This is a genomic window from Fibrisoma montanum (assembly GCF_003583365.1).
Taxonomy (GTDB): Bacteria; Bacteroidota; Bacteroidia; order Cytophagales; family Spirosomataceae; genus Fibrisoma; species Fibrisoma montanum.
In genome coordinates this window covers 51155-71968 of record NZ_QXED01000015.1, presented here as the reverse complement: position 1 = coordinate 71968, position 20814 = coordinate 51155, and the positions used below count along the sequence as shown (strand labels likewise).

The following is a 20814-nucleotide window of genomic DNA, read 5'->3' as shown; positions in this document are numbered from 1 at the left end:
TGCCAAAGAAGTAAGGCTCGTTCGTAGTCTGTAAATCTGGTTAGCCGGGTCAGTTCCCTACCAATCCGGCTTTTCTAACACAGGCTGGCGTGAGCTCTGAATAAAGCAAATATCAAATGATTGTTTATCAATTGGTTGCAGATTTCTGTTTTGCTACTCCAGCGCCCGGATGAAACTTCGGGTGAAGTTGACTAACCGCCAGCCGCCGAAGACTCCCCGCTCCGGCGGACCAGTCCGGGTGTCGGCACAATAGCAACAAGCGCTATTTATTCCGGGACGAAATGCCTAGTTCACATCAGGTTGGTAGAGTTGGTATGAACTTTGCCGTCATTGCCGTTCAGGCCTAGCTACCCCTGGGCAACAAAAAAGCGGCTCAGTTAACTGAGCCGCTCTGTTTATAAATCTGTATCAGGCGTTTACGCTTCCTGCAGTACGTTTGCCGACTTGACCGTCTTGATGATCCGGGCGGCTACTTTGTAAGGATCAGCCGCTGAATTCGGACGGCGGTCTTCGAGCCAGCCTTTCCAGCCACGCTCTACAGTAGCAATCGGAATCCGGATTGACGCGCCCCGGTCAGAGATACCGTATGAGAACTGGTCGATTGACTGGGTTTCGTGCTTACCCGTCAGACGCAGGTGGTTGTCGGCGCCATATACGTCGATATGCTCCTTCACTACCGGCGCGAACGCTTCGCAGATCGTATCGTAAATTTCTTTCTTACCAGCCGTGCGCAGGGTCGAATTCGAGAAGTTGGCGTGCATACCCGATCCGTTCCAGTCGGCATCCGTACCCAGCGGCTTGCAGTGCCAGTTGATCCAGACACCGTATTTCTCGCCAATACGTTCCAGCAGATAACGGGCTACCCAGATCTGGTCACCGGCCTGCTGAGCCCCTTTGGCAAAAATCTGGAACTCCCACTGACCCGGTGCTACTTCCGCGTTGATACCTTCTACGTTCAGACCGGCTTCGAGGCAGGCATCCAGGTGCTCCTCGATGATCTCGCGACCAAACGCGTGGTTTGCGCCGACTGAGCAGTAGTACGGTCCCTGAGGAGCCGGTTCGCCTTCGGCGGGGAAGCCCAGGGGTTTGTTGGTTTCGCGGCTGTAGAGGAAGTACTCCTGCTCAAAACCAAACCAGAAATCATTGTCATCATCTTCAATCGTAGCGCGACCGTTCGACTCGTGGGGGGTTCCGTCGGCGTTCAGCACTTCGCACATAACCAGATATCCATTCTTACGCTGCGGATCGGGAACGATAAACACCGGCTTCAGCAGACAGTCTGACGAACCGCCCGGAGCCTGCTCAGTTGATGAGCCGTCGAACGACCACATTTCGCAGTCTTCCAGTTCACCGGAAAAATCACTTACAATCTTGGTTTTCGAGCGCAGGCTCTGGGTGGGCTTATAACCGTCAAGCCAGATATACTCCAACTTAGCTTTTGCCATAGGGGTACGTAAATAAAATTGTATGGAACTGATAAGTACGATGATTTCCTAACAAATATATAATACAGTCCAAAAACTTATAGCAGTCCTTTAGCCATTAACCTACTTTTAATTGCAATTTTATAAAATACTCCTAATTTTCGTTTGTAATTTACAATTTCCGGCCTGATTTATTTGGAATGTAATCATTTAATGAATAAACGTAGTTTTATGACAAACTACCAGTTTTCAGTCTGATGTTGCTTTGTTTCAACCCTTCCGTGAGCCGGCTCTTCGTTTTTATGGCTCAACCATCCGGTTTTTAAAACCTGCATTTCACGCAGTGAATGCATCAGAAACGGAACCTACCCGCCTGAATTTTTGTACCTTTGCAGGATGCTCTATCGCCCTTCGTGGGCCGGTAACGGGCTGTTATTCATGAAGAAAGTTGCTTTTTATACCCTCGGTTGCAAACTGAATTTCTCCGAAACATCCACACTGGCCAGGCTCCTCGAAGAGCAGGGGCACGAGCGGGTGGAATTCAATGAGCATCCCGACGTTTTTGTCATCAACACCTGCTCCGTGACGGATAACGCCGACAAAAAATGCCGGAAAATTGTCCGCGAAGCGCAGAAAATCAATCCGAACGGCTACGTAGCCATTCTGGGTTGCTATGCCCAGCTGAAACCACAGGAAATTGCTCAAATTCCCGGCGTCGACGCAGTTTTAGGGGCCGCCGAAAAGTTTCGGCTGCATGAACTGATCGGGACGTTCGACAAGCAGCCCGCCGGGGAGTCGGCCCGCGTCTTCAACTCGCCCATCGAGGAAGCCATTGAGTACCATGCTTCGTACTCGCTGAACGACCGCACCCGGACCTTTCTGAAGGTGCAGGACGGCTGCGATTACCCCTGCTCTTACTGCACTATCCCGCTGGCGCGGGGTAAAAGCCGCTCGGATACGATTGCCAACGTTGTCCGGGCTGCGCACGACATTGCGGAACGGGGGGTTAAGGAAATTGTGCTGACGGGCGTCAACATCGGCGATTTCGGTCTGGCGGATGGTAGCGGTTCCCACCGGAAAGAAACATTTCTGGAGTTGATTCAGGCGCTGGACGACGTTGACGGCATCGATCGGTTTCGGATTTCGTCGATTGAGCCTAATCTGCTTACCGATGAGATTATCGCGTTCGTGGCCCGATCCAAACGGTTTGTGCCCCATTTCCACGTACCCCTGCAATCGGGCAGTAACCAGGTGCTGGGGCTCATGCGCCGTCGCTACAAACGCGATCTGTACGCCGACCGCGTCGCAAAAATCAAGAAACTGATGCCGCACGCCTGCATCGGAGTGGATGTCATTGTGGGTCATCCGGGCGAAACCGACGAGCTGTTCAAAGAAACGTACCAGTTTCTGAACGAACTGCCAGTATCGTACCTGCACGTGTTTACATACTCGGAACGGCCAAATACCCACGCCCTCACCATCAAACCGGTAGTGCCGGGCCACGTACGGGCCGAGCGGTCGAAAATGCTGCACATCCTGTCGGATAAGAAGCGCCGGGCGTTTTACGAGTCGCAGCTGGGCCGCGAGGCTATCGTCCTCTTCGAAGAGGACGTTGCCGACGGCTACATGCAGGGCTTTACGGAGAACTACGTTCGGGTGGTTGCCAGATACGACCCGCTGCTGATCAACGAAATTAAGTCCGTTCGGCTGCTGGCCGTTAACCCCGACGGGCTGGTTGAGGTAGAAGACGTCGACGTTCTGGTGTAACTCATTGGTTATTCGTCCGGAATCGTTTATATTGGTGCATACCGTACCTTCGTTTTATTGACAATACACTAATCCCTCTTGCCACTACTCACTATGACTTCACGTCGTTCTACATTTCGTTTTGCCTTCGTACTCATCTGGTCGGTCTGGCTGGCAGGCTGCCAGAGCAACACCACCGACCCTGATCCGCAACCCAGTCCTACCAACCAGTACCTCGTCAGCAGCAGCCTGCTGGGCGAGTACACGCGCACCCAGTTGGCCCAGCGGTTTGCGGGTACGGATGGGGGTAACCTTATTACGTTTCTGCTGAACCACCCCATTAAGGTGTACAAACTGGTGTACAAGACCAAAAACGTGGATGGTGCCGACATCCAGGCTTCAGGCGCGGTGGTTATTCCTGTCGCAACGGATAAGAACATGAGCTTTCCGATGATCAGCGAACAGCACGGCACCATCCGGACCGACGACCAGGCGCCGTCGTACAACGGTGCCAGCAGCGAAACGTATTTCTCCGGCTCGCTGCTGGGCTCCAACGGTTTTATCATGGTCCTGCCCGATTTCATTGGTTACGGTGAGTCAAAAAACCTGCCGCATCCGTATCAGCACCGGGCTTCGCTGGCCTCCTCCTCGCTGGATATGATCCGGGCCGCCCGCGAATTTGTGCGGCAGGAAAAGGTCAACTGGAACGAAAAGCTGTTCATTGCCGGCTATTCGCTGGGTGGCTACGCGACCATGGCCCTGCAGAAGAAAATTGAGGAAGAAACCGGTACCGAGTTCAATCTGGTGGCGTCGAGCTGCGGAGCCGGGGCCTACAACTCAACGGCGTTTATGACGTATCTGCTCAATCAGAAAACGCACGGAAATCCCTTTTACAATGGCTTGTACACCATGGTACTAGCGACCATCAACCAGGTCTACAAGCTGAACCGGCCGCTGACCGTCTACCTCAAAGAGCCGTATGCCACGGCTGTGCAGAAAGACCCATTCGGCAGCAATATCCCGGTGAGCTTCAATGAAGCCGTCACGGATTCATTCCGCAAGGGGATAAACGACGGTACGGATACGCAGTTTATCAACGCCGTAAAAGACAATGACATCTACGACTGGAAGCCCCGCACGCCCACCCAGCTCTACCACGGCGACGCCGACCAGCAGGTGTTCTATTTTAACTCCGTCGACGCCTACGATGCCATGCGCAAACGGGGAGCCACAAACGTTGAACTGATCACCCTGCCCGGCAAAGATCATACGGCCGGTATCAACGATTTCCTGTTCGGTACGTATCAGTTTTTCAGCGCCAAGAAATAAGCCGACGCGGCCATAGATCAGCATAAGCGCTATGGTTCATCAGACTCCGTTCAATTACGAATTTCACAAATTCCTCCGGCAGGTGGTTGGTGTTGCCCCGGCCGATCGGCATCTGTACGTTGCGACGGAGTCTGATTTCCAAAAAGCCGGAAACATTACGTTTCCCTACCGGAGTTACTTCTATGCCCTCGGGCTCATGCACGAGGATCGGTGCCGGATCCGCGTGGGAATTCAGGACTTCGACGTACCGAAGCAGGCCCTCACGGTGATTGGCCCGGGCATAACCCGCCTATGGCTCGAAAACAACTGGGCTGTTCGCAACACGACTCTTTTCTTTACGCCCGATTTATTTTCGGCTCCCTTTTCCAGCAGTTTCCTGCTCAGTTATCCTTTTTTCGGGTCGGGTGCGCAACACGTCATCGTGCTTTCGGATGAGCAATACGCCCGCGCCAATGCCTTCATCGCCCTGATTCAGCAGTACGTAGCAATGCCGAAAATTGCCGCCGGGCTCCTGTTTTCGTTCCTGGAATACCTTCTCGGCATCTACCCCGACAGCGCCAACTCCGTTTTGCCAGGCATGAGTAATCGGTTGGTCAGGCAGTTCAGTCAGTTGCTGCACACGCACTTCCAGGAACAAAAAGAGGTTGGTTTCTACGCCGATCAATTGAATGTATCGGCCAGGCACTTGTCGGAGCTGCTGAAACAGGAAACCGGTAAGTCGGCCAAGCAAAGCATCGAGGACTTTGTGCTGTTCGAAGCCAGGAGTCTCCTCAAACAGACGGACCTGAGCATCAAGGAGATCGTGTACTGGCTGGGCTACGACGATCCATCTTACTTTACCCGGCTGTTCCGAAGCAAAACGGGATGCACACCGATGGAGTACCGCGCCTGACGCACGACATCTATTCTGGAAATAACTACCAGCATCGCCGTACTTTGTCCTACCCCCTCCCCTGTTGGCTGGCGTACCTTTGACTTGTTCAAACAACGCAAACAAACGCAACCATGATCACCAGCAACCTCCGTATCAACCAGCTTTCAGCTACCGCTTACAACCAGTACTTAGCCTACCTGCAGGCCATGGATAACCGGGATGTCGAGGGCTATGGCCGTTTCCTGGCCGACGACGTAACGGTGCAGTTCAACAATGATGCCCCCATGCAGGGTGGAAAAGAAGCCGTTTTGCAGGGCCTTGGCGCCTATTGGCAGTCCTTTGCGAGCATCGAACACGACCTCACGAACATCTACGGCACGGACTCAAACTACGTCCTTGAAGCGCTGAACCACTACGTTCGTCACGATGGAAAGGCCGTTACGGTGCATGCCGTAGCCTTCACCGATCTGAACGAAGCCGGAGAGGTAAAATCGGTGCGTATTTATCAGGACGTATCGCCGGTATTGGCTTAGTACGAGTATCCCGCGATCCGCTATTGAACGAACTAGAGCGGATCGCGGGATACTACGTAGTTTGGTTATATGGTCGGTGAACCGCCGGTCACCTGCACCGTACTACCGGTCATGTAGCTCGAATCTTCGGAAGCCAGCAGCACATAGATGGGCGCCAGCTCAGCGGGCTGACCGGCCCGTTTCAGGGGCACATCCTGCCCAAACGATTCTACCTGATCCGGTGGCATCGTCGACGGAATGAGCGGAGTCCAGATGGGTCCCGGTGCCACACAATTGACCCGAATCCCTTTTTCAGCCCACAACTGGCCCATGTTCGCCGTAAAGTTCTGGATGGCAGCCTTGGTAGCGGCATACGCAATCAGGGTAGGCCGTGGTTTATAGGCGTTCACCGACGTTGTGTTGACAATCGTACTACCCGGCTTTAGATGGGGTTCGGCCGCTTTGCAGAGGTAAAACATGGCGTAGATGTTCGTCCTGAAGGTGTAGTCCCACTCCTCAGCCGAAACCTCCTGCAACGACTCCCGCGCCATCTGAAAAGCCGCATTATTGACCAGAATATCAATCTGACCAAACTCATCCAGTGCCTTTTGAACAAGCTGCCGGCAGTGAGCCTCTTCGCTGATGTCGCCCGGCACCAGCACCGCTTTCCGGCCGGCTTCCTGAACGTACCTGGCCGTTTCGCGGGCGTCTTCCTCTTCATTCAGATACGAAATCAGCACATCAGCGCCTTCCCGCGCAAAGGCAATGGCAACGGCCCGGCCAATCCCCGAATCGCCCCCCGTAATGATGGCTTTTCGGCCCGTAAGCTTGCCGGATCCCCGATACGACGTTTCGCCATGATCGGCTTTGAGCTGCATCGCGGCTTCCGTACCCGGCACGTCCTGCCGAGGCTCGGGATGAGGGGGCTGTGGGTATTTTTCCAGTGGATCCTTTTTTTCGTACGGGTTCGTTTGTTCGCCGGTGTTCATTAGTGACGTTGAGTTTAACGTTTGGAATGATCACTGGCTTAACTCATTTCGTAGCAAATTGACTGGCCACCCCTCCGAAAACAAGGAAACGGTCATACCCTTGCGCACAACCAACTTATTCAACGCATTTTGTACGTTTGTTCTACCAACTCTTTTCAGCAATGGCTAAATCGAATCAGCAACTGCCCGAGTTCTGTGCGCAGAGCCGGCAGGCATGGCGCGACTGGCTTCAGGCCAATCACGCTACGTCGGGGGGTGTCTGGCTTGTATCGTACAAGAAGAACAGCGGCAAACCCCGGGTGTCCTACGACGAAGCCGTTGAAGAAGCGTTGTGTTTTGGCTGGATCGACAGTGTACCCAACAAGCTTGACGACGAGCGGTTCAGGCAGTTGTTTACGCCCCGAAAACCCAAAAGTGGCTGGTCGCGGGTGAACAAGCAGCGCATCGACAAGCTGATTGCCGACGGCCTGATGACGGAAGCGGGCCTGGCGAAGATTGAGCAGGCAAAACAGGACGGCTCCTGGACTAAGCTGGATGCGGTCGAAGCCCTTACCCTACCCGACGACCTGACCCTGGCCTTTGCCGATAACCCAACCGCCCGGCAGTACTACGAGGAGTTTCCCCGGTCGGTTAAGCGAGGAATTCTGGAGTGGCTCAACAACGCCAAACGTCCCGAAACCCGGCAAACACGCATAGCACAGATCGTCCGGATGGCGGCCCAGAACAAGCGGGCGCAGTTTGATAAGGAATAGGTCTGAAAAAAAGAAACCGCCCGCCAAAGGCGAACGGCTTCCTGAGTACAACAAAACCACAGTTAGGCTGCCGACCCAAGTAGGCTAAGCAGGTGCCTGTGGCTCTGTCATAAGCTCTTATCCTTCGATCAGGAATTCGTCGTGCTGGCTGACATCCAGACCAACTTTTTCGTCTTCTTCAGATACCCGCAGCGGCAGAATCAGATCCGTTACTTTCAGCAGCAGCAGGGACATGCCGAACGCGAAAGCCGATACAATCACCAGGGCCAGCATGTGCGTCATGAACAGCTTCGTAGCTCCGAACGCCAGTCCTTCGTCGACAACGGCTGAGTTAACCCCCTTCGATGCGAAGATGCCCGTCATGACCATACCAACCATACCACCTACACCGTGGCAGGGGAATACGTCCAGCGTGTCGTCCAGCGTTGACTTCGTGCGCAGGTGCGCTACATAGTTACTGGTGATGGCAGCAATCGTACCGATAAAGATCGACGTCGGAACCGTTACGAAACCAGCCGCAGGCGTGATGGCCACCAGACCCACTACCGCACCGATACAAAAACCAAGCGCGGATACTTTCTTGCCTTTAGCCGCATCAAACAACACCCAGGCCAGACCCGCAGCCGCAGCGGCTGTGTTGGTCGTAGCGAACGCTGAAGCCGCCAGCGGAGACGCCCCAACGGCCGAACCCGCGTTGAAACCAAACCAGCCGAACCACAGCAGACCCGTACCGAGCAGCACGAACGGGATGTTGGCAGGCGGGAAATAATTAGCCTCCAGGTGCGACTTCCGGCGCTTGAGGTACAGGGCACCGGCCAGAGCCGCCCAACCCGCCGACATGTGTACAACCGTACCACCGGCAAAATCGAGTACACCCAGCTTAAAGAGGAACCCTTCGGGATGCCAGGTCCAGTGCGCCAGCGGAGCGTATACGAACAGGCTGAACAGGATCATGAACAGTACGTAGGAACGGAAGTTGATCCGCTCGGCCATCGAACCCGTTACCAGGGCCGGAGTGATTACGGCAAACTTAAGCTGGAAGAAAGCAAAGACCGCCAGCGGGATGGTAGCGGCCAGCGACCAGGGCTTGCCATCCAACACCCCATTGAACATGAAGAACGTACCGGGGTTACCGACAAAGCCGCCGATGGAATCACCAAATGCGAGGCTAAAGCCAACCGTTACCCACAGAATACTGATCACACCCATGGCAATGAAGCTTTGCAGCATGGTCGAGATAACGTTTTTGTTGTTCACCATCCCGCCGTAGAAGTAGGCCAGGCCGGGGGTCATCAACAAAACAAGAGCCGTCGCAACGAGCATCCAGGCGGTATCGCCCGAGTTGATGCCTTCCGTAACGATCTGGGTAGGCACCGCATTGAAGCCGGGGATAATGCCCAGTATGGCAACGGCCAGCAGGAGAACAAGAGGTACGTAATTAGGCTTTTGCATAATGCTAAAGAGGTTTTTGTTGTACTTAAATCGGTTTGAACGTATAGGTTAGGTTACGAAAACGTGTTAAAACTTGAAGATGGCAGCCATACCCAGCGTCGCCTGCGATTTGGTCAGCGAGCCGTCGTTTTTCTGGAACTTGTTGGCTGAATAGCTATCGAGCCGGAATTCAGGCTTAAGCAGTACGTGCCCCTCGGCAGCCGTGATGTTGCCGGTGATGGTGATCGAGTTCACACTGGCCCCGTTGCCGGCGGCATCGGTCAGCGCCCGAACGCCACTCTTGTTGTCGAAAATTTCGTAGCGGACGCCCAGGCCAAACTTGTCGGTGAAGGTATAGTTGCTGTACAGCGCAATACCGCTCCAGCTCCGCGACTCATTCACGCCATACGGCACCTGGAAACCACCCTTCTGCGAACCAACGGCCGCGTTCAGGCCCAGGAAGAATTTAGAGCTGATCTGATACGTAGTAGTCAGGTCGAAAAGCGAGTAGTTGCCGTCGGGCGTGTTACCCAGCGAATCAGGCGACGCTTCGTTGGAAACGATTGCGTTCAGGTACACATTCCAGCCCGACACCGGCGAGACGAATAACTGACCGATCAGTCCTTTCCGCTTGTTGTTGTCGAATATGTTATCGACGTTGTTAACAACCCCCAACATCAGGTACACCTTGTCGCTGAAGTTGTACTGGCCTTTCAGACCGATGTGATAGAACGGCCCGTTGTTGAATAAGTTGGATAAAGAATAATTGTAATTGACCGGTGCGTCGATCACTTCATAACCGATATGCGTACCAAACTGCCCCGCTGTGAACGACAGTTTGGGCGTAGCCTTCATCGTAACAAATGCCTGTTTGATCGCCAGTGATGTCGAGCCGGCACCCAGGAATCCTACGTTATTACCGTAGTTGCCCAGATCGGCAAACGGACCAAACGCCAGATCGAACACGGCGTCAACCTTATCGGACGTGTATAATGCTTTGGCCTGAACCAGACCAATGCCAAATTGTCCGGCTTTTTGGTCAAACGCCCGGGCATTACCTACGTTCTCGCCACTAAGGCCCAGGTTTGACTGACTCTTTGGATTATTGAAATTCCCGAAGTAGTAGGTATCTAAATAACCAGAAAAGGTGAACTTGCCGGTACTGACTGGCTCAGCAGCCGGCGCAGCAGTTGGTGTGGCAGTAGATGCTGGAGCTTTAACCGCAAGCGCAGTTGAATCCTGTGCTTTTCCAACATATGCTACTAAAGAACAAGAAAGAAGTAAAGCAATTTTTTTCATAATATTATTCTGTTCTGTTGTAAAATTACCTACTATAATATGGCCACAAATTTTATTACAAAATATTATATGAGCAATAGATAAGTAAACCAAAAACCTATTTTTCATTCTATTGTATAATTTTTCATTGTTAATAGTCTAAAAACAGCCCTATTTTTTTGAATTTCTCTAAAATTTTAATCAAAACTCTTAAAAACTAAACGTCTGTACACATTGTTTTTTAGCAATTAGTCAATTACTGCATTGGCACAAAAGCATAACGCCCGATCAGCTGGGCTGATCGGGCGTTATGTAAACTATACGTATGACTACTTACACTTCGGCGTGTAACCAGGCTTTCTTGGCCAGCAGCGTTTCCTCGTCCTCAACGTGTTCCGGATCAGGAACGCAGCAATCTACGGGGCAGACGGCCGCGCACTGTGGCTCCTCGTGAAAACCCACGCACTCAGTGCATTTGTCTGACACGATGTAGTAAAATTCGTTTGATACGGGCGACTGTGGCGCTTTACCACTGACCACCGTACCATCGCCAAAGTCAACTTCTGTCAGTTCAGTTCCTCCCCCCCATGTCCATTCAACACCACCTTCGTAGATAGCGGTGTTAGGGCATTCCGGTTCGCAGGCACCACAGTTGATGCACTCGTCGGTGATCATTATTGCCATGAGCGATACAATTTTATGGCTGTAAAATCAGTTATCTTTAGATTGAACAACAAATATAATTATTTAAAGGTTGGCACCAAACTAAAAATAAATTTTAGAGGTTCCTATCTGGATACTCATCTTTTCCTGAATACATGCTGCAATCAGAACGACTGCAAACGTTCGTGGCGCTGGGGGACTTCCTGCGTTCGCCGGGCGCTCAATCTGAATTGACTGAACTTGCCCACCGGGCTCATCAGAAGAATAACTGGTTCACTCCCAACAATTCGCTTAGTGCTCTTCAGGCAATTGCCGACGAATTCCTCGTAGCCGACAAATTGATTTCCTGGGCGGGTTCGTATGCCGGCGCATCTGAAACAGAAACGCCCGTTACACCCCGGCTCGTTGGCGTCGTTATGGCGGGCAATATACCAGCGGTTGGTTTTCACGATCTGCTGTGCATACTCGTCAGCGGCCATAAGGTACTGGCTAAATTAAGCTCTCAAGATTTTGTATTAATCCAATATTTAATACAAAAAATAAAGGAGATAAATCCGGGTTTTTCCGAGTACATTGAGGTGGCCGAACGCCTGAACGCAGCCGAAGCGTACATCGCTACCGGTAGTGATAATACCGCCCGGTACTTTGAGTACTATTTTGCCAAAAAACCGCATATAATCCGCAGAAACCGTACTTCTGTAGGGTTGCTGATGGGTGCCGAAGCGCAGCCGGAGTTCGAAAAACTGGGCCACGACCTGCTGGATTACTTCGGATTGGGGTGTCGGAACGTATCGACGCTGCTCGTGCCGGATGATTATAATTTCACGGGTTTACTGCAAACCCTGGAACCGCAGCTGCCTGATTATCTGAATCATCATAAGTACCTGAATAACTATGACTACAACAAGTCAATTTATCTGATCAATCAGGTACCTCACTACGACAACGGGTTTCTGCTGTTGACGGAGAATCCGGGTTTGGTGTCGCCGATTTCGGTCGTGTATTACCAGACGTACCGGACGATGGATGACGTAACGGCGCTCCTGACCGAACGCGCCGACAAAATTCAGGTTGTTGCATCGGCCGACCGGGGCGACGGCACCGGCTGGTACCCGGGCAGCGTAGCGTTCGGACAAACCCAGCGCCCCAGCCTGACCGACTACCCCGATGGTATCGACACCATGGCGTTTTTGGCGGGCCTATAATGAAGGAGAAAAGGAGGAGAGGAGGAAGGGAAAAAGAATTAGCCGTACCCTTCTCCTTTCCTCCCCTTCTTCCCTCTGTTCCCTTTCCTCCCTCCCCTCTTCAATACCGCCAGCTTGTTAGGTCGGCTCCCTGCGGATGGTTCGCTTCGATACGTTTCAGGATCTTGTCAATGTACATGGTGTTGTACCGGAGTCGCGTAATGTGATTCGGTAAGGTTGGGTCACCATTCCAGCAGTGTTCGGCCCGATCACCGTAGGCTACCTCGCCGGCATAGGGCGGATTTTTCGTCTGCTTCAGAAAATCCTCCATGAGGTACACGGCGTTGTTGAGGTAGTAGTTGTCCATGTCGCCACAGTAGATGTGCATCTTGCCCATCACCTTCGGGCCGAGCGTTTTCCAGTCGCGCTTCAGGATGTGGAGCAGATCGTAGTGTTCGCGCCAGTAAGCGGCCACGGTCGTATCAATCTCGCCGGTCAGTTTGTTCCAGATGGGTTGAGGGTAACCATCGGCCCCAACGGGCGAATACACGGCCTCCCAGATGTCGAACTGATCGCCCGAGCGGGAATGCGTGCCAAGGGCCAGCTCCCGGTGATTGCTTTCTTCTAGCGTACACTTTACATGCCCCAGGTAATCCCGCTGACCAGGCCGGGGGGTTCGCCGAAACGGCCCTTCGATGTAGTACGCGTTTTTGTCTTTGTAGAGATTAACAACGGTGTAGGCCGAAAACGTAATGGGGTCCGGACAGGCCGCGAAACACCCGTTGAATTCGTCGGGGTAGAAAACCTGCGCGGCCAGGGCTTCCCAGCCTCCGGTCGAGCCGCCGTAGGTGAACCGCGCCCACCCCTGACCGATGCCCCGGAACCGCCGTTCGATTTCGGGCAGCAGTTCGTACATGATGGCGTCGCCGTAAGGTCCCAGGTTTTCGGAATTGACAGCGTACGAATCGTCGTAGTATGGATTGGCGTGCTGTATCTCGACAATCAGCATGCGTGGAAAGTCCTTACTGGTCCACTTCCGGTAAAAATCATAGGCTTCCTGCGCCACTAGTTTCTTGTAGCCCCGCACCTTGAACCGTTCGATGTAGTCGGAGGTGTCCATATCGGCGGGTGGGGGAGTTTCGCTGAACCCGTCGAAATTGGCCGGAAAGTGGCCGTGGTAGATACAGAGCGGGTATTTGGCTTCCGGATGTTCGTCAAATCCGGCCGGCAGCAAGACGTGCGCACCGAGGTACATAGGCCGGCCCCAGAATTCGGTCAGGCGTTTACTCTGGATCCTGATGTGCTTGATAAACTTGGTGTCTTTCGGCTCCGGAATCGGCGGGTTTACCTGATCCATCAGGACAGTAAATCGCTGTTTCGCGCCCGGCCGTATGCTGATTTTGAGAGGCTTACTAAAGAGATTACCAGGGGCTGTCCGCCAGTTTTGTCCTTCGCCCCGGTCCGCGGGCAGTTTGACGGTATGCCCGTCCTTGCGGGTGAAGGTCTCGTATTTGTGCAGGACAGCCTGTACGTAATAGTCGCCGGGCGGCACCTTATCGAGGCTCCGTTGCGGGTAGCCAAACACCGAGCCGTCGAACGTAACGAGTTCGCGGGGTTTCAGTTTTTCCACGTCTTTACCGAAGATCTGCGCCGTACTAACGATATCGCTGACCTGCTGACGAGGCTCGGGCGACTGGGTTTTGGCCAGGATAAGCAGCACACGCCCATCGAGCGGCTGGGTACGTTGCGAATCGGTAAACGCAACGGCGAAGGTAGTCTGGGCCATGGTAGCCGTGGTGGCAAGCCCAAAGCAAAGCATCAGGAGTGTAGTGAGTCGATTCATAGATGGCAGGTTGTGTTAAACGGGAAGCAATGCGTTGAGCAATATAGCAGAAAAGCCGTTACCTGATGGCAACGGCCCTGATTGACAATGCAAAACGTATTATTTCCTCACTGATACACCCGCACGTAGTCTACCTCCATGCGCCGGGGCCAGATGGTTTCGTCGACGCCTTTCTGCCCACCCCAGTTGCCGCCCACCGCTACGTTCAGGATCAGATAGAACGGCTGATCGAACGGCCATTCGGCGACGGTGCTCCCTAAAACCGACTTCTCCACGGTATAGTATTTCCGATCGTCGACGAAGAAATCTATCTTATCGGGTGTCCACTCAATGGCATACAGATGAAACGCCTGGGCAGCGTCCGGCACGGGCGTTTGCTGGCCTTTCTGCGTCTTTTTGCCGTGGTTGTACGCTTCGGTATGGACCGTACCGTGAACCACCCCTTCGTCGAAGCCGACGTGCTCCATGATGTCGATTTCACCACAGCGGGGCCAGCCCGCGGTCGGAATGTTCTTGCCGAGCATCCAGACGGCGGGCCACGTACCGCGACCGGCCGGCAGTTTGGCCAGGGCTTCCACACGACCGTATTTCCACTCCGCCTTGCCCCGGGTCAGCAGCCGGGCCGAGGTGTAGGTTCGGCCCTGATACTCTTCCTTTTTCGCTTCAATAATGAGCTTGCCGCCCTCAACGCGGGCGTTGTCGGCGCGCCGGTTGGTATAAAACTGTAGTTCGTTGTTGCCCCAGCCGTTGCCACCCACTTCGTAGGCCCATTTGGTCGTATCGGGCAGACCCGCTTTGTCGAACTCATCGGCCCAGACCAGCTTGCGGGCGGTGGGCGCAGTTCCCGGCGGCTGAACAGGCGCGACGGTCGGATCGGTGGCTCCGCAGGCAACCAGGGCCGCTACGCCAGTAACAACGAGTAATTTCAGCATAGCAACAAAAGCATTATGGCTCGCTTTTCTCACTGCTTCCCGAAGGCCCACGTCAGAAAATCGGGCATTACGGCCGACCAGGTTTCCTGGTTATGCTGCCCCCCCTGCACTTCCACGTAGCGAATGTCGTTGGTGCGGTGGTAGCCGATCGTCACCAGTTCATCAATCAGATCGGTGGTATCCTCAATGGCGTCGATGATACCGTTGTTGTTCCGGTCGCTGGTTTCGTCGTCGGTGCCGGTCTCGAACCAGAAGCGGAGGTTAGGGTGATGCTTGCCTGCCCGGACGAGGTTGTGCATGATTCGGTCGGTATCGTCTGAGTACGTACTGTCGAAGGCCTTGCTGCGCCACCAGAACGAGCCCGAGAATACGCCCGCTTTGCTGAACCGCTCCGGGTGGTGAAACACGATGTCGAACGCCGACAGGCCACCCAGCGAAAACCCCGCAAACACCGACTGATCGGGCCGATCGCTGATGCGGTAATGCTTCCGGACGTAGGGCAGCAGTTCCGTCAGCACAAAATCCGTGTACAACCCGGCTTTACTGCCCCGCTCCATGTAATCGGCCCGGGCGGCCGTGCCGTATTCCTGAATCCGGTCGCCGGCGTGAATAGCCACCAGTACAAAGGGCCGGATAGCCTGCTGCCGGTACAGCGAGTCCAGTACGGCCTGCATCCGCAACCGGGGCAGGTCCTGGCCGTCGTTTAGAAACAACGTAGGGTACGGGGCATCGGTCGGGCGGTAACCGGGCGGCAGCATAATGTCCAGCCGAACGGTACGTTTCAACGGAACCGAATACAACGAATCATCCCGCACCACCGTCACCGCAGGCGGTTCGGCGTGGGTCAGGGCCGGCGAAAAATCAGCCATAAAGCAAATCAACAGGGTAAATACAAACGTCACGATTTTGCAAAGTAGCCATTTTTTTAGCTTACCTATCGTCGTAATTTGTGGTTTATGTTGCTTTGCTTAATTTTCAGCAACCTAATTCATATCAATTTTAACCATCCTTCGATTTGCACGAATCCTATCGCAAGTGGTATTCGCACCACCTCGGCCGCGACATTGAACTCCTGGTCTTCGGCAACTGGGGCTATCCGGTTCTGATGTTTCCGACATCCATGGGCCGGTTTTATGAGTACAAAGATTTCGGGATGATCGAAACGGCCCGGAGGTTTGTCGAAACCGGCAAGGTGAAGCTGATCTGCGTGGACAGCATCGACCGGGATAGCTGGTACGGCAAGCACCTCCACCCCGGCACCCGCATCTGGAACCACGTGCTCTACGACCGCTTCATCCACCACGAGCTGGTACCGGGTATCCAGCGGGAATGTAACGTACAGAAGATCGGTGTAGCCGGGGCCAGTTTTGGTGGTTACCAGGCGCTGAACTTTGCGTTCCGCCACCCCGAGCAGGTCGGGCACCTGTTTACAATGGGCGCGGCTTTCGACATCAAGTCATTCCTGAATGGATACTACGACGACAACGTCTATTTCAACAACCCGCCCGATTACCTGCCCAACGCGCAGAACAACGAGTTTTACCACATGAATATCGTGCTCGGTTCGTCGGAGTATGATTTCTGCAAACCCTCGACGCAGCACATCTCAGGTATTCTGAACCGCAAGGGCATCCGGCACCGGCTCGACATCAAGCCGTGGGGCGTTCACGACTGGCCGGTCTGGAAACAGCAATTCCCGGAGTATTTATCCATGATCTAAAGCCGCAGATTCAGTCCTATACCGTAAGCCGTTGAGGGCACATAGTGAATATCTGCGCTTAAAGGTTACCTGAGAAATATTATAGAAAGCTAAAAGATTATCGACATGTAATTTGGTATGATGAAACAATCTTGACTTTTTATTACACTTTAAACTAGAAAGCCTCGACAGTTTTTATATCGAGGCTTTCTAGTTTAATTCTTAACTATATAGCGATGTATTTGTATTAGTTGTATGTCGGGTACCACTCAGGAGGGAACAGGAAAAAATCAGGCCCTTCAATATATGTGGTCAAACATTGAATTTGACGCTTAGGATTATGTTGGCATCTGAATAAATCATAATCTCTTTGGTATGCCCTTTCTACCTCAGCCCAAACCCCGCCTTTGCGGCTATACGGGCCCACTACGTAGTGCCTGTAGATTAGCCATTTGCTCTTCTCAGGATGCCCTTGACTTTGTTGGGGAACCCACTTGCCGTCAAATTCTTTAAGCTGGTTTCGTATCTTTTCATAATAATCTTTTGGCGCATTTTCAGATACATATAGCGTATCCAGAAAACCTGTCTGAGTAAGTTTAAATTTAACAGTTACAACAGTTGCACTGTCAAGTTTCTGACCAAAGCCAGCATATAGATTTACCCCTGGTGTTTGCCGAGTTTTGAGTTGTGGTGGGGTTACCTGATGAGTCTTCTGAGCCATGCTAAGTCCGCCAGCGACCATTAGTATGACAATAAAATTAGTTGCAGTATTGACCTTTTTCTCCATGTCTGTATTGTCTATCAGTTTCAACAATATTACCTGTCACACTTGTACCATTAGCTACATCGTTTTGGATCATAGATTGCCAGATTGCTGTATCCCCTAGTCCTCCCCATGAGAGAGCTATTCTGTCTGACTCAGACATGATAAAGCCTGCATGAAGAAGTGAATTTGCCATGGCAGAAACGTGGTTGGCTGCCATTTCATTATGGTCCTCCTCGTTAGTACCCCCTAATTGAATATGAAGGATTTCGTGCATTAGAACTACAGCGATATATTCACGGCTTGCATTAGCTAACGCTGCACTATTTAAAGTAATCTCCCATGCATTTGCCGCTGCATTTGTACCTCTAGCTTGTCCATGTAAAGTCGGATCGCCTAAATCCTCCCATTTGAAAACTATCTCAATATTGTTAGAAGTCGCATAATTACTAATTGTTGACAATATGTTGTCCCCAGCGGGACCCACTGGGGGAGTGAGTAGCTGATTTATAACACTTTGAGCGCAAGGGCTTAGATTTGAAATGTTGAAGCGGGGATTTGTTATAGGACCCGAACTGTTTCCTCCCCCACCATTATTATAACTCAGATCATAGTAATAACCGGGATCATAGTAACCACCTCCCCAGGTGCCGCCCGTGTAAAAGCAGAAGCCACAGTTATAACGTGTGTAACAAACACATATATAAGAAAACAGCAGCAAGCGATCTTTGGATCGCTTGCTGCTGTTAAAACTCAAATTTATAATAAGGTATAGTTCGTGAAAGTTCGCCACTATCACGAACCATAATGATCTTATCTTTTCTCATGGTTATCTTTACCCAAGGTGGGTCATACCCATAATAGAATTTCTCACCAGCCGGCCGACCAGCAAGCGCATTCTTTCTGTCAATGGTCAGTAAGTTTCTAAAGTGTCGAACCATAGTATCCACGCACGCTTCTTTTCCAGCCGAGATCAGCGTTGTCCCATTATAAACCGCTACTTCCCTTCCGTCAATCCAAGAAATATACGACGGTATACTTTTTTGAATTGAGTTTGCAGATATAGTTGCGGATATATATATAAATGTTGAGTCGTTACGCTTCAAAACTGATACCAGTGGTAAAGCACCGTTTTCGATCCTTCTGATATAAGGTTCCATTTGCTGAATTAACCTAGGATTCTTCAATTCAAAATCCTTATAATAACAAGGTAAATTCTGTGTAACAGAATTTTTCGAACTTACACGTTGTAGTACCAATGAAGTCACAATTAGAAATATGAATCTAATCATAGCTCAAATAAAGTTTTAGCAATAGCGCAATCAAAAGCCGCATTCATATAAGTAGCTGCAGTTGAAACGGTTCCGCTTCCATTAGCCTTATATACACCGGATATGTGAATTGCATATACCGGTACGTTAAAATCATCTGCCAGTTTTATATCTTCAACTGACATTCCAGGTCCACTCTGTGGACCAGAAGATGGATGTGTATGAACGATTGACTGAATAATAACTTTTTGCCCATTGTCCATAAAGTAACGCTTGCCGTTTGCATCTACCGGATAATCGCTGTCTGGGCCTATTGTAAAGTGGTCGTGACTATTACCCGAATCGCTCAACCAGTAGATGCCATGATCAGTAACCAAGGCAGCTTGTTCCTTGTCTGTTGACGATTGACGATCATACATTTCTTTGAATATTGTGTTTCCACCTTGGCAGTAACTTTTGGAAACTTTATGAGCACTTGTGTAAATCGGTTTAGGCCCTTCGCCCCCCCCACTGTTGTTATTATAATTTAGATTATAGTAATAACCGGGATCATAGTAACCACCTCCCCAGGTGCCGCCCGTGTAAAAATAGAAGCCTCCTCCTAAGTCCGTTGTTTGTCCACTTCCTTCAGCTACTACTCTTATCTCAGAAAGTTGGTAAGGATCTGATTGGGTGCCACTCCCTCCTTCAATGCCAAAATCGCCTTCGTCAGGATTGTCCTGATCGCAAGGGCCACCGTTGGGTCATCGAATGTCCACAATCGAAGCGTTGCATATCCTCTTCACGGCAGGCACATGGGTACCGATCAACTCCACAGCCTAATTTACCTTTACCGAGATTCAGGCAAAACTGTATCTTGCCGGCATGAAATCGGGAGTAATCTGTACAATGTTGACCCATTGTTGGTTCCTTCCGCCCGATTAAAGCCAATAATCAACACACTATGAGCAACTTAACCAAAATTGGTATCCTTTTCGGTCAGGAAAATACGTTCCCTCAGGCGTTTGTAGACCGCGTCAATGAAAAACAAAGTGAGTTTAAGGCGGAGTTCGTTAGCATCGAGCGCGTTGAACAAAGCGTCCCCACCGACTACGCCGTCATCATCGATCGCATCTCGCAGGACGTACCGTTCTACAAAGCGTACCTGAAAAACGCGGCTCTGACCGGTACCGCCGTCGTTAACAACCCGTTCTGGTGGGCTGCCGACGAGAAATTTTTCAACAACGCCCTGGCCGTGCAGGTCGGTGTACCCGTTCCTAAAACCATTTTGCTGCCTTCCAAAGAGCGTCCCGACGATACCAACCACAACTCGTTCCGCAACCTGCGGCACATGGACTGGGACGCCATTTTCAACCACATCGGCTTCCCGGCGTTTATGAAACCCCACGCGGGCGGTGGCTGGAAAAGCGTCTACAAAGTCGACAATCCCGAGCAGATGTTCCGGGCCTACGACGAAACCGGCCAGTTGGTTATGCTGTATCAGGAGGCCATCGAGTTTGAGGATTATTTTCGCTGCTACTGCATTGGCGGCAAAGACGTCCGGATCATGCCCTACGAACCGCGCAACCCGCACCACCTGCGCTACGCATCCGAAATGAAAACGACCGGCGACGCGGGCCAGAAGCTGCTTCAGACCATGACCGATTACGTACTGCGGCTTAACCACGCTCTCGGCTACGATTTTAATACGGTGGAGTTTGCCGTCCGCAATGGTGTGCCGATTGCCATCGACTTCTGCAATCCGGCTCCGGATGCCGACCTGCATTCGGTGGGTCAGGCCAATTTTGAGTGGGTGGTGGAAGCAGCCGCTAACATGGCCATCGAGCGGGCCAAACGCGCGCAGCAGGGTAAGGATAATCTGACGTGGGGTACGTTCGTGCGCGGCTCCGTAACCGGTACCGGTTCGGAAGCGCCCGCCGAAGAAGTCAAGCCGAAGAAGTCGGCGAAACCCATTGAACTCGGCGAACCCATTCAGGAATCCAAGGCCAGTCAGATCGAGAAAGGCAGCAAGGCCAGTAAGCCCAAAGCTGACAAAGCCGGGAAGGACGAAAAACCGAAGAAAGCCGCTAAGTCTGAGAAGGTTGAAGCCAAAGCCGACAAGCCGAAGAAGAAAAAATAAAGCAG

The 20814-nt window shown here is 52.1% G+C and carries 20 protein-coding genes; 8 read left to right on the top strand and 12 right to left on the bottom strand.

Going from position 1 to position 20814, the window contains the following annotated elements; genetic code table 11:
- Window positions 1–416: 416 nt before the first annotated feature.
- The gene (locus DYU11_RS30745) at window positions 417–1445 is read right to left on the bottom strand and encodes a glutamine synthetase beta-grasp domain-containing protein (RefSeq protein WP_119671583.1); all 1029 of its coding nucleotides are present in this window, start codon (window positions 1443–1445) and stop codon (window positions 417–419) included.
- Between the two features lie 375 nt (window positions 1446–1820).
- Here DYU11_RS30745 and mtaB point away from each other — a divergent pair, with 375 nt between their 5' ends.
- The 4 genes from mtaB to DYU11_RS30725 all read left to right on the top strand — a co-directional run bounded on the left by mtaB (window position 1821) and on the right by DYU11_RS30725 (window position 5906).
- Window positions 1821–3191, top strand: coding sequence for a tRNA (N(6)-L-threonylcarbamoyladenosine(37)-C(2))-methylthiotransferase MtaB (gene mtaB / locus DYU11_RS30740; RefSeq protein WP_229366130.1), 1371 nt, complete (start codon window positions 1821–1823; stop codon window positions 3189–3191).
- Between the two features lie 93 nt (window positions 3192–3284).
- Complete coding sequence (locus DYU11_RS30735; RefSeq protein ID WP_119671582.1) at window positions 3285–4499, top strand: alpha/beta hydrolase family protein; 1215 nt, start codon at window positions 3285–3287, stop codon at window positions 4497–4499.
- A 31-nt stretch (window positions 4500–4530) separates the two neighbouring features.
- Window positions 4531–5391 (top strand): helix-turn-helix domain-containing protein, encoded by an 861-nt coding sequence (locus DYU11_RS30730; RefSeq protein ID WP_119671581.1) that lies wholly within the window; start codon window positions 4531–4533, stop codon window positions 5389–5391.
- A gap of 113 nt (window positions 5392–5504) precedes the next feature.
- Window positions 5505–5906, top strand: a complete 402-nt coding sequence (locus DYU11_RS30725) for a nuclear transport factor 2 family protein (protein ID WP_119671580.1) — start codon at window positions 5505–5507, stop codon at window positions 5904–5906.
- A 65-nt stretch (window positions 5907–5971) separates the two neighbouring features.
- Here the strand turns inward: DYU11_RS30725 and DYU11_RS30720 are convergent, their stop codons facing one another.
- Window positions 5972–6874, bottom strand: coding sequence for an SDR family oxidoreductase (locus DYU11_RS30720; protein ID WP_119671579.1), 903 nt, complete (start codon window positions 6872–6874; stop codon window positions 5972–5974).
- A 161-nt stretch (window positions 6875–7035) separates the two neighbouring features.
- Between DYU11_RS30720 and DYU11_RS30715 the strand changes: the two genes are divergently transcribed.
- Window positions 7036–7626 carry a YdeI/OmpD-associated family protein gene (locus DYU11_RS30715; RefSeq protein ID WP_119671578.1) on the top strand — a complete coding sequence of 197 codons (591 nt, stop codon included), beginning with the start codon at window positions 7036–7038 and terminating at the stop codon, window positions 7624–7626.
- A 117-nt stretch (window positions 7627–7743) separates the two neighbouring features.
- On the opposite strand, the gene DYU11_RS30710 is transcribed toward DYU11_RS30715, so the two are convergent.
- The 3 genes from DYU11_RS30710 to DYU11_RS30700 all read right to left on the bottom strand — a co-directional run bounded on the left by DYU11_RS30710 (window position 7744) and on the right by DYU11_RS30700 (window position 11019).
- A complete protein-coding gene (locus DYU11_RS30710; RefSeq protein WP_119671577.1) occupies window positions 7744–9078 on the bottom strand; it encodes an ammonium transporter in 1335 nt (444 codons plus the stop codon).
- A gap of 66 nt (window positions 9079–9144) precedes the next feature.
- The gene (locus tag DYU11_RS30705; protein WP_119671576.1) at window positions 9145–10356 is read right to left on the bottom strand and encodes a porin; all 1212 of its coding nucleotides are present in this window, start codon (window positions 10354–10356) and stop codon (window positions 9145–9147) included.
- A 312-nt stretch (window positions 10357–10668) separates the two neighbouring features.
- The gene (locus DYU11_RS30700; protein ID WP_119671575.1) at window positions 10669–11019 is read right to left on the bottom strand and encodes a 4Fe-4S binding protein; all 351 of its coding nucleotides are present in this window, start codon (window positions 11017–11019) and stop codon (window positions 10669–10671) included.
- A 134-nt stretch (window positions 11020–11153) separates the two neighbouring features.
- Between DYU11_RS30700 and DYU11_RS30695 the strand changes: the two genes are divergently transcribed.
- Window positions 11154–12203, top strand: coding sequence for an acyl-CoA reductase (locus DYU11_RS30695; protein ID WP_119671574.1), 1050 nt, complete (start codon window positions 11154–11156; stop codon window positions 12201–12203).
- A 100-nt stretch (window positions 12204–12303) separates the two neighbouring features.
- Here DYU11_RS30695 and DYU11_RS30690 read toward each other — a convergent pair whose 3' ends face one another.
- From DYU11_RS30690 to DYU11_RS30680, 3 genes are all read right to left on the bottom strand, one after another.
- Window positions 12304–14025 carry an alpha/beta hydrolase gene (locus tag DYU11_RS30690; RefSeq protein WP_119671573.1) on the bottom strand — a complete coding sequence of 574 codons (1722 nt, stop codon included), beginning with the start codon at window positions 14023–14025 and terminating at the stop codon, window positions 12304–12306.
- A 107-nt stretch (window positions 14026–14132) separates the two neighbouring features.
- A complete protein-coding gene (locus DYU11_RS30685; RefSeq protein ID WP_119671572.1) occupies window positions 14133–14957 on the bottom strand; it encodes a glycoside hydrolase family 16 protein in 825 nt (274 codons plus the stop codon).
- Between the two features lie 29 nt (window positions 14958–14986).
- The gene (locus DYU11_RS30680; RefSeq protein ID WP_119671571.1) at window positions 14987–15826 is read right to left on the bottom strand and encodes an alpha/beta hydrolase; all 840 of its coding nucleotides are present in this window, start codon (window positions 15824–15826) and stop codon (window positions 14987–14989) included.
- Window positions 15827–15972: 146 nt separating this feature from the next.
- Here DYU11_RS30680 and DYU11_RS30675 point away from each other — a divergent pair, with 146 nt between their 5' ends.
- Window positions 15973–16677, top strand: a complete 705-nt coding sequence (locus DYU11_RS30675; RefSeq protein ID WP_119671570.1) for an esterase family protein — start codon at window positions 15973–15975, stop codon at window positions 16675–16677.
- A gap of 226 nt (window positions 16678–16903) precedes the next feature.
- On the opposite strand, the gene DYU11_RS30670 is transcribed toward DYU11_RS30675, so the two are convergent.
- The 4 genes from DYU11_RS30670 to DYU11_RS30660 all read right to left on the bottom strand — a co-directional run bounded on the left by DYU11_RS30670 (window position 16904) and on the right by DYU11_RS30660 (window position 19109).
- The gene (locus DYU11_RS30670) at window positions 16904–17443 is read right to left on the bottom strand and encodes a hypothetical protein (RefSeq protein WP_147368084.1); all 540 of its coding nucleotides are present in this window, start codon (window positions 17441–17443) and stop codon (window positions 16904–16906) included.
- Window positions 17415–18176, bottom strand: a complete 762-nt coding sequence (locus DYU11_RS33100) for a hypothetical protein (protein WP_147368083.1) — start codon at window positions 18174–18176, stop codon at window positions 17415–17417. Before DYU11_RS33100 ends, DYU11_RS30670 begins: the two co-directional genes overlap by 29 nt.
- Window positions 18166–18579 carry a hypothetical protein gene (locus DYU11_RS30665; protein ID WP_147368082.1) on the bottom strand — a complete coding sequence of 138 codons (414 nt, stop codon included), beginning with the start codon at window positions 18577–18579 and terminating at the stop codon, window positions 18166–18168. The genes DYU11_RS33100 and DYU11_RS30665 overlap by 11 nt, the downstream gene beginning before the upstream one ends.
- 128 nt (window positions 18580–18707) lie before the next feature.
- Window positions 18708–19109 (bottom strand): hypothetical protein, encoded by a 402-nt coding sequence (locus DYU11_RS30660; RefSeq protein ID WP_119671567.1) that lies wholly within the window; start codon window positions 19107–19109, stop codon window positions 18708–18710.
- Between the two features lie 524 nt (window positions 19110–19633).
- On the opposite strand from DYU11_RS30660, the gene DYU11_RS30655 reads away from it, so the two are divergent.
- Window positions 19634–20809, top strand: a complete 1176-nt coding sequence (locus tag DYU11_RS30655; protein WP_119671566.1) for an ATP-grasp domain-containing protein — start codon at window positions 19634–19636, stop codon at window positions 20807–20809.
- Window positions 20810–20814 lie beyond the last annotated feature (5 nt).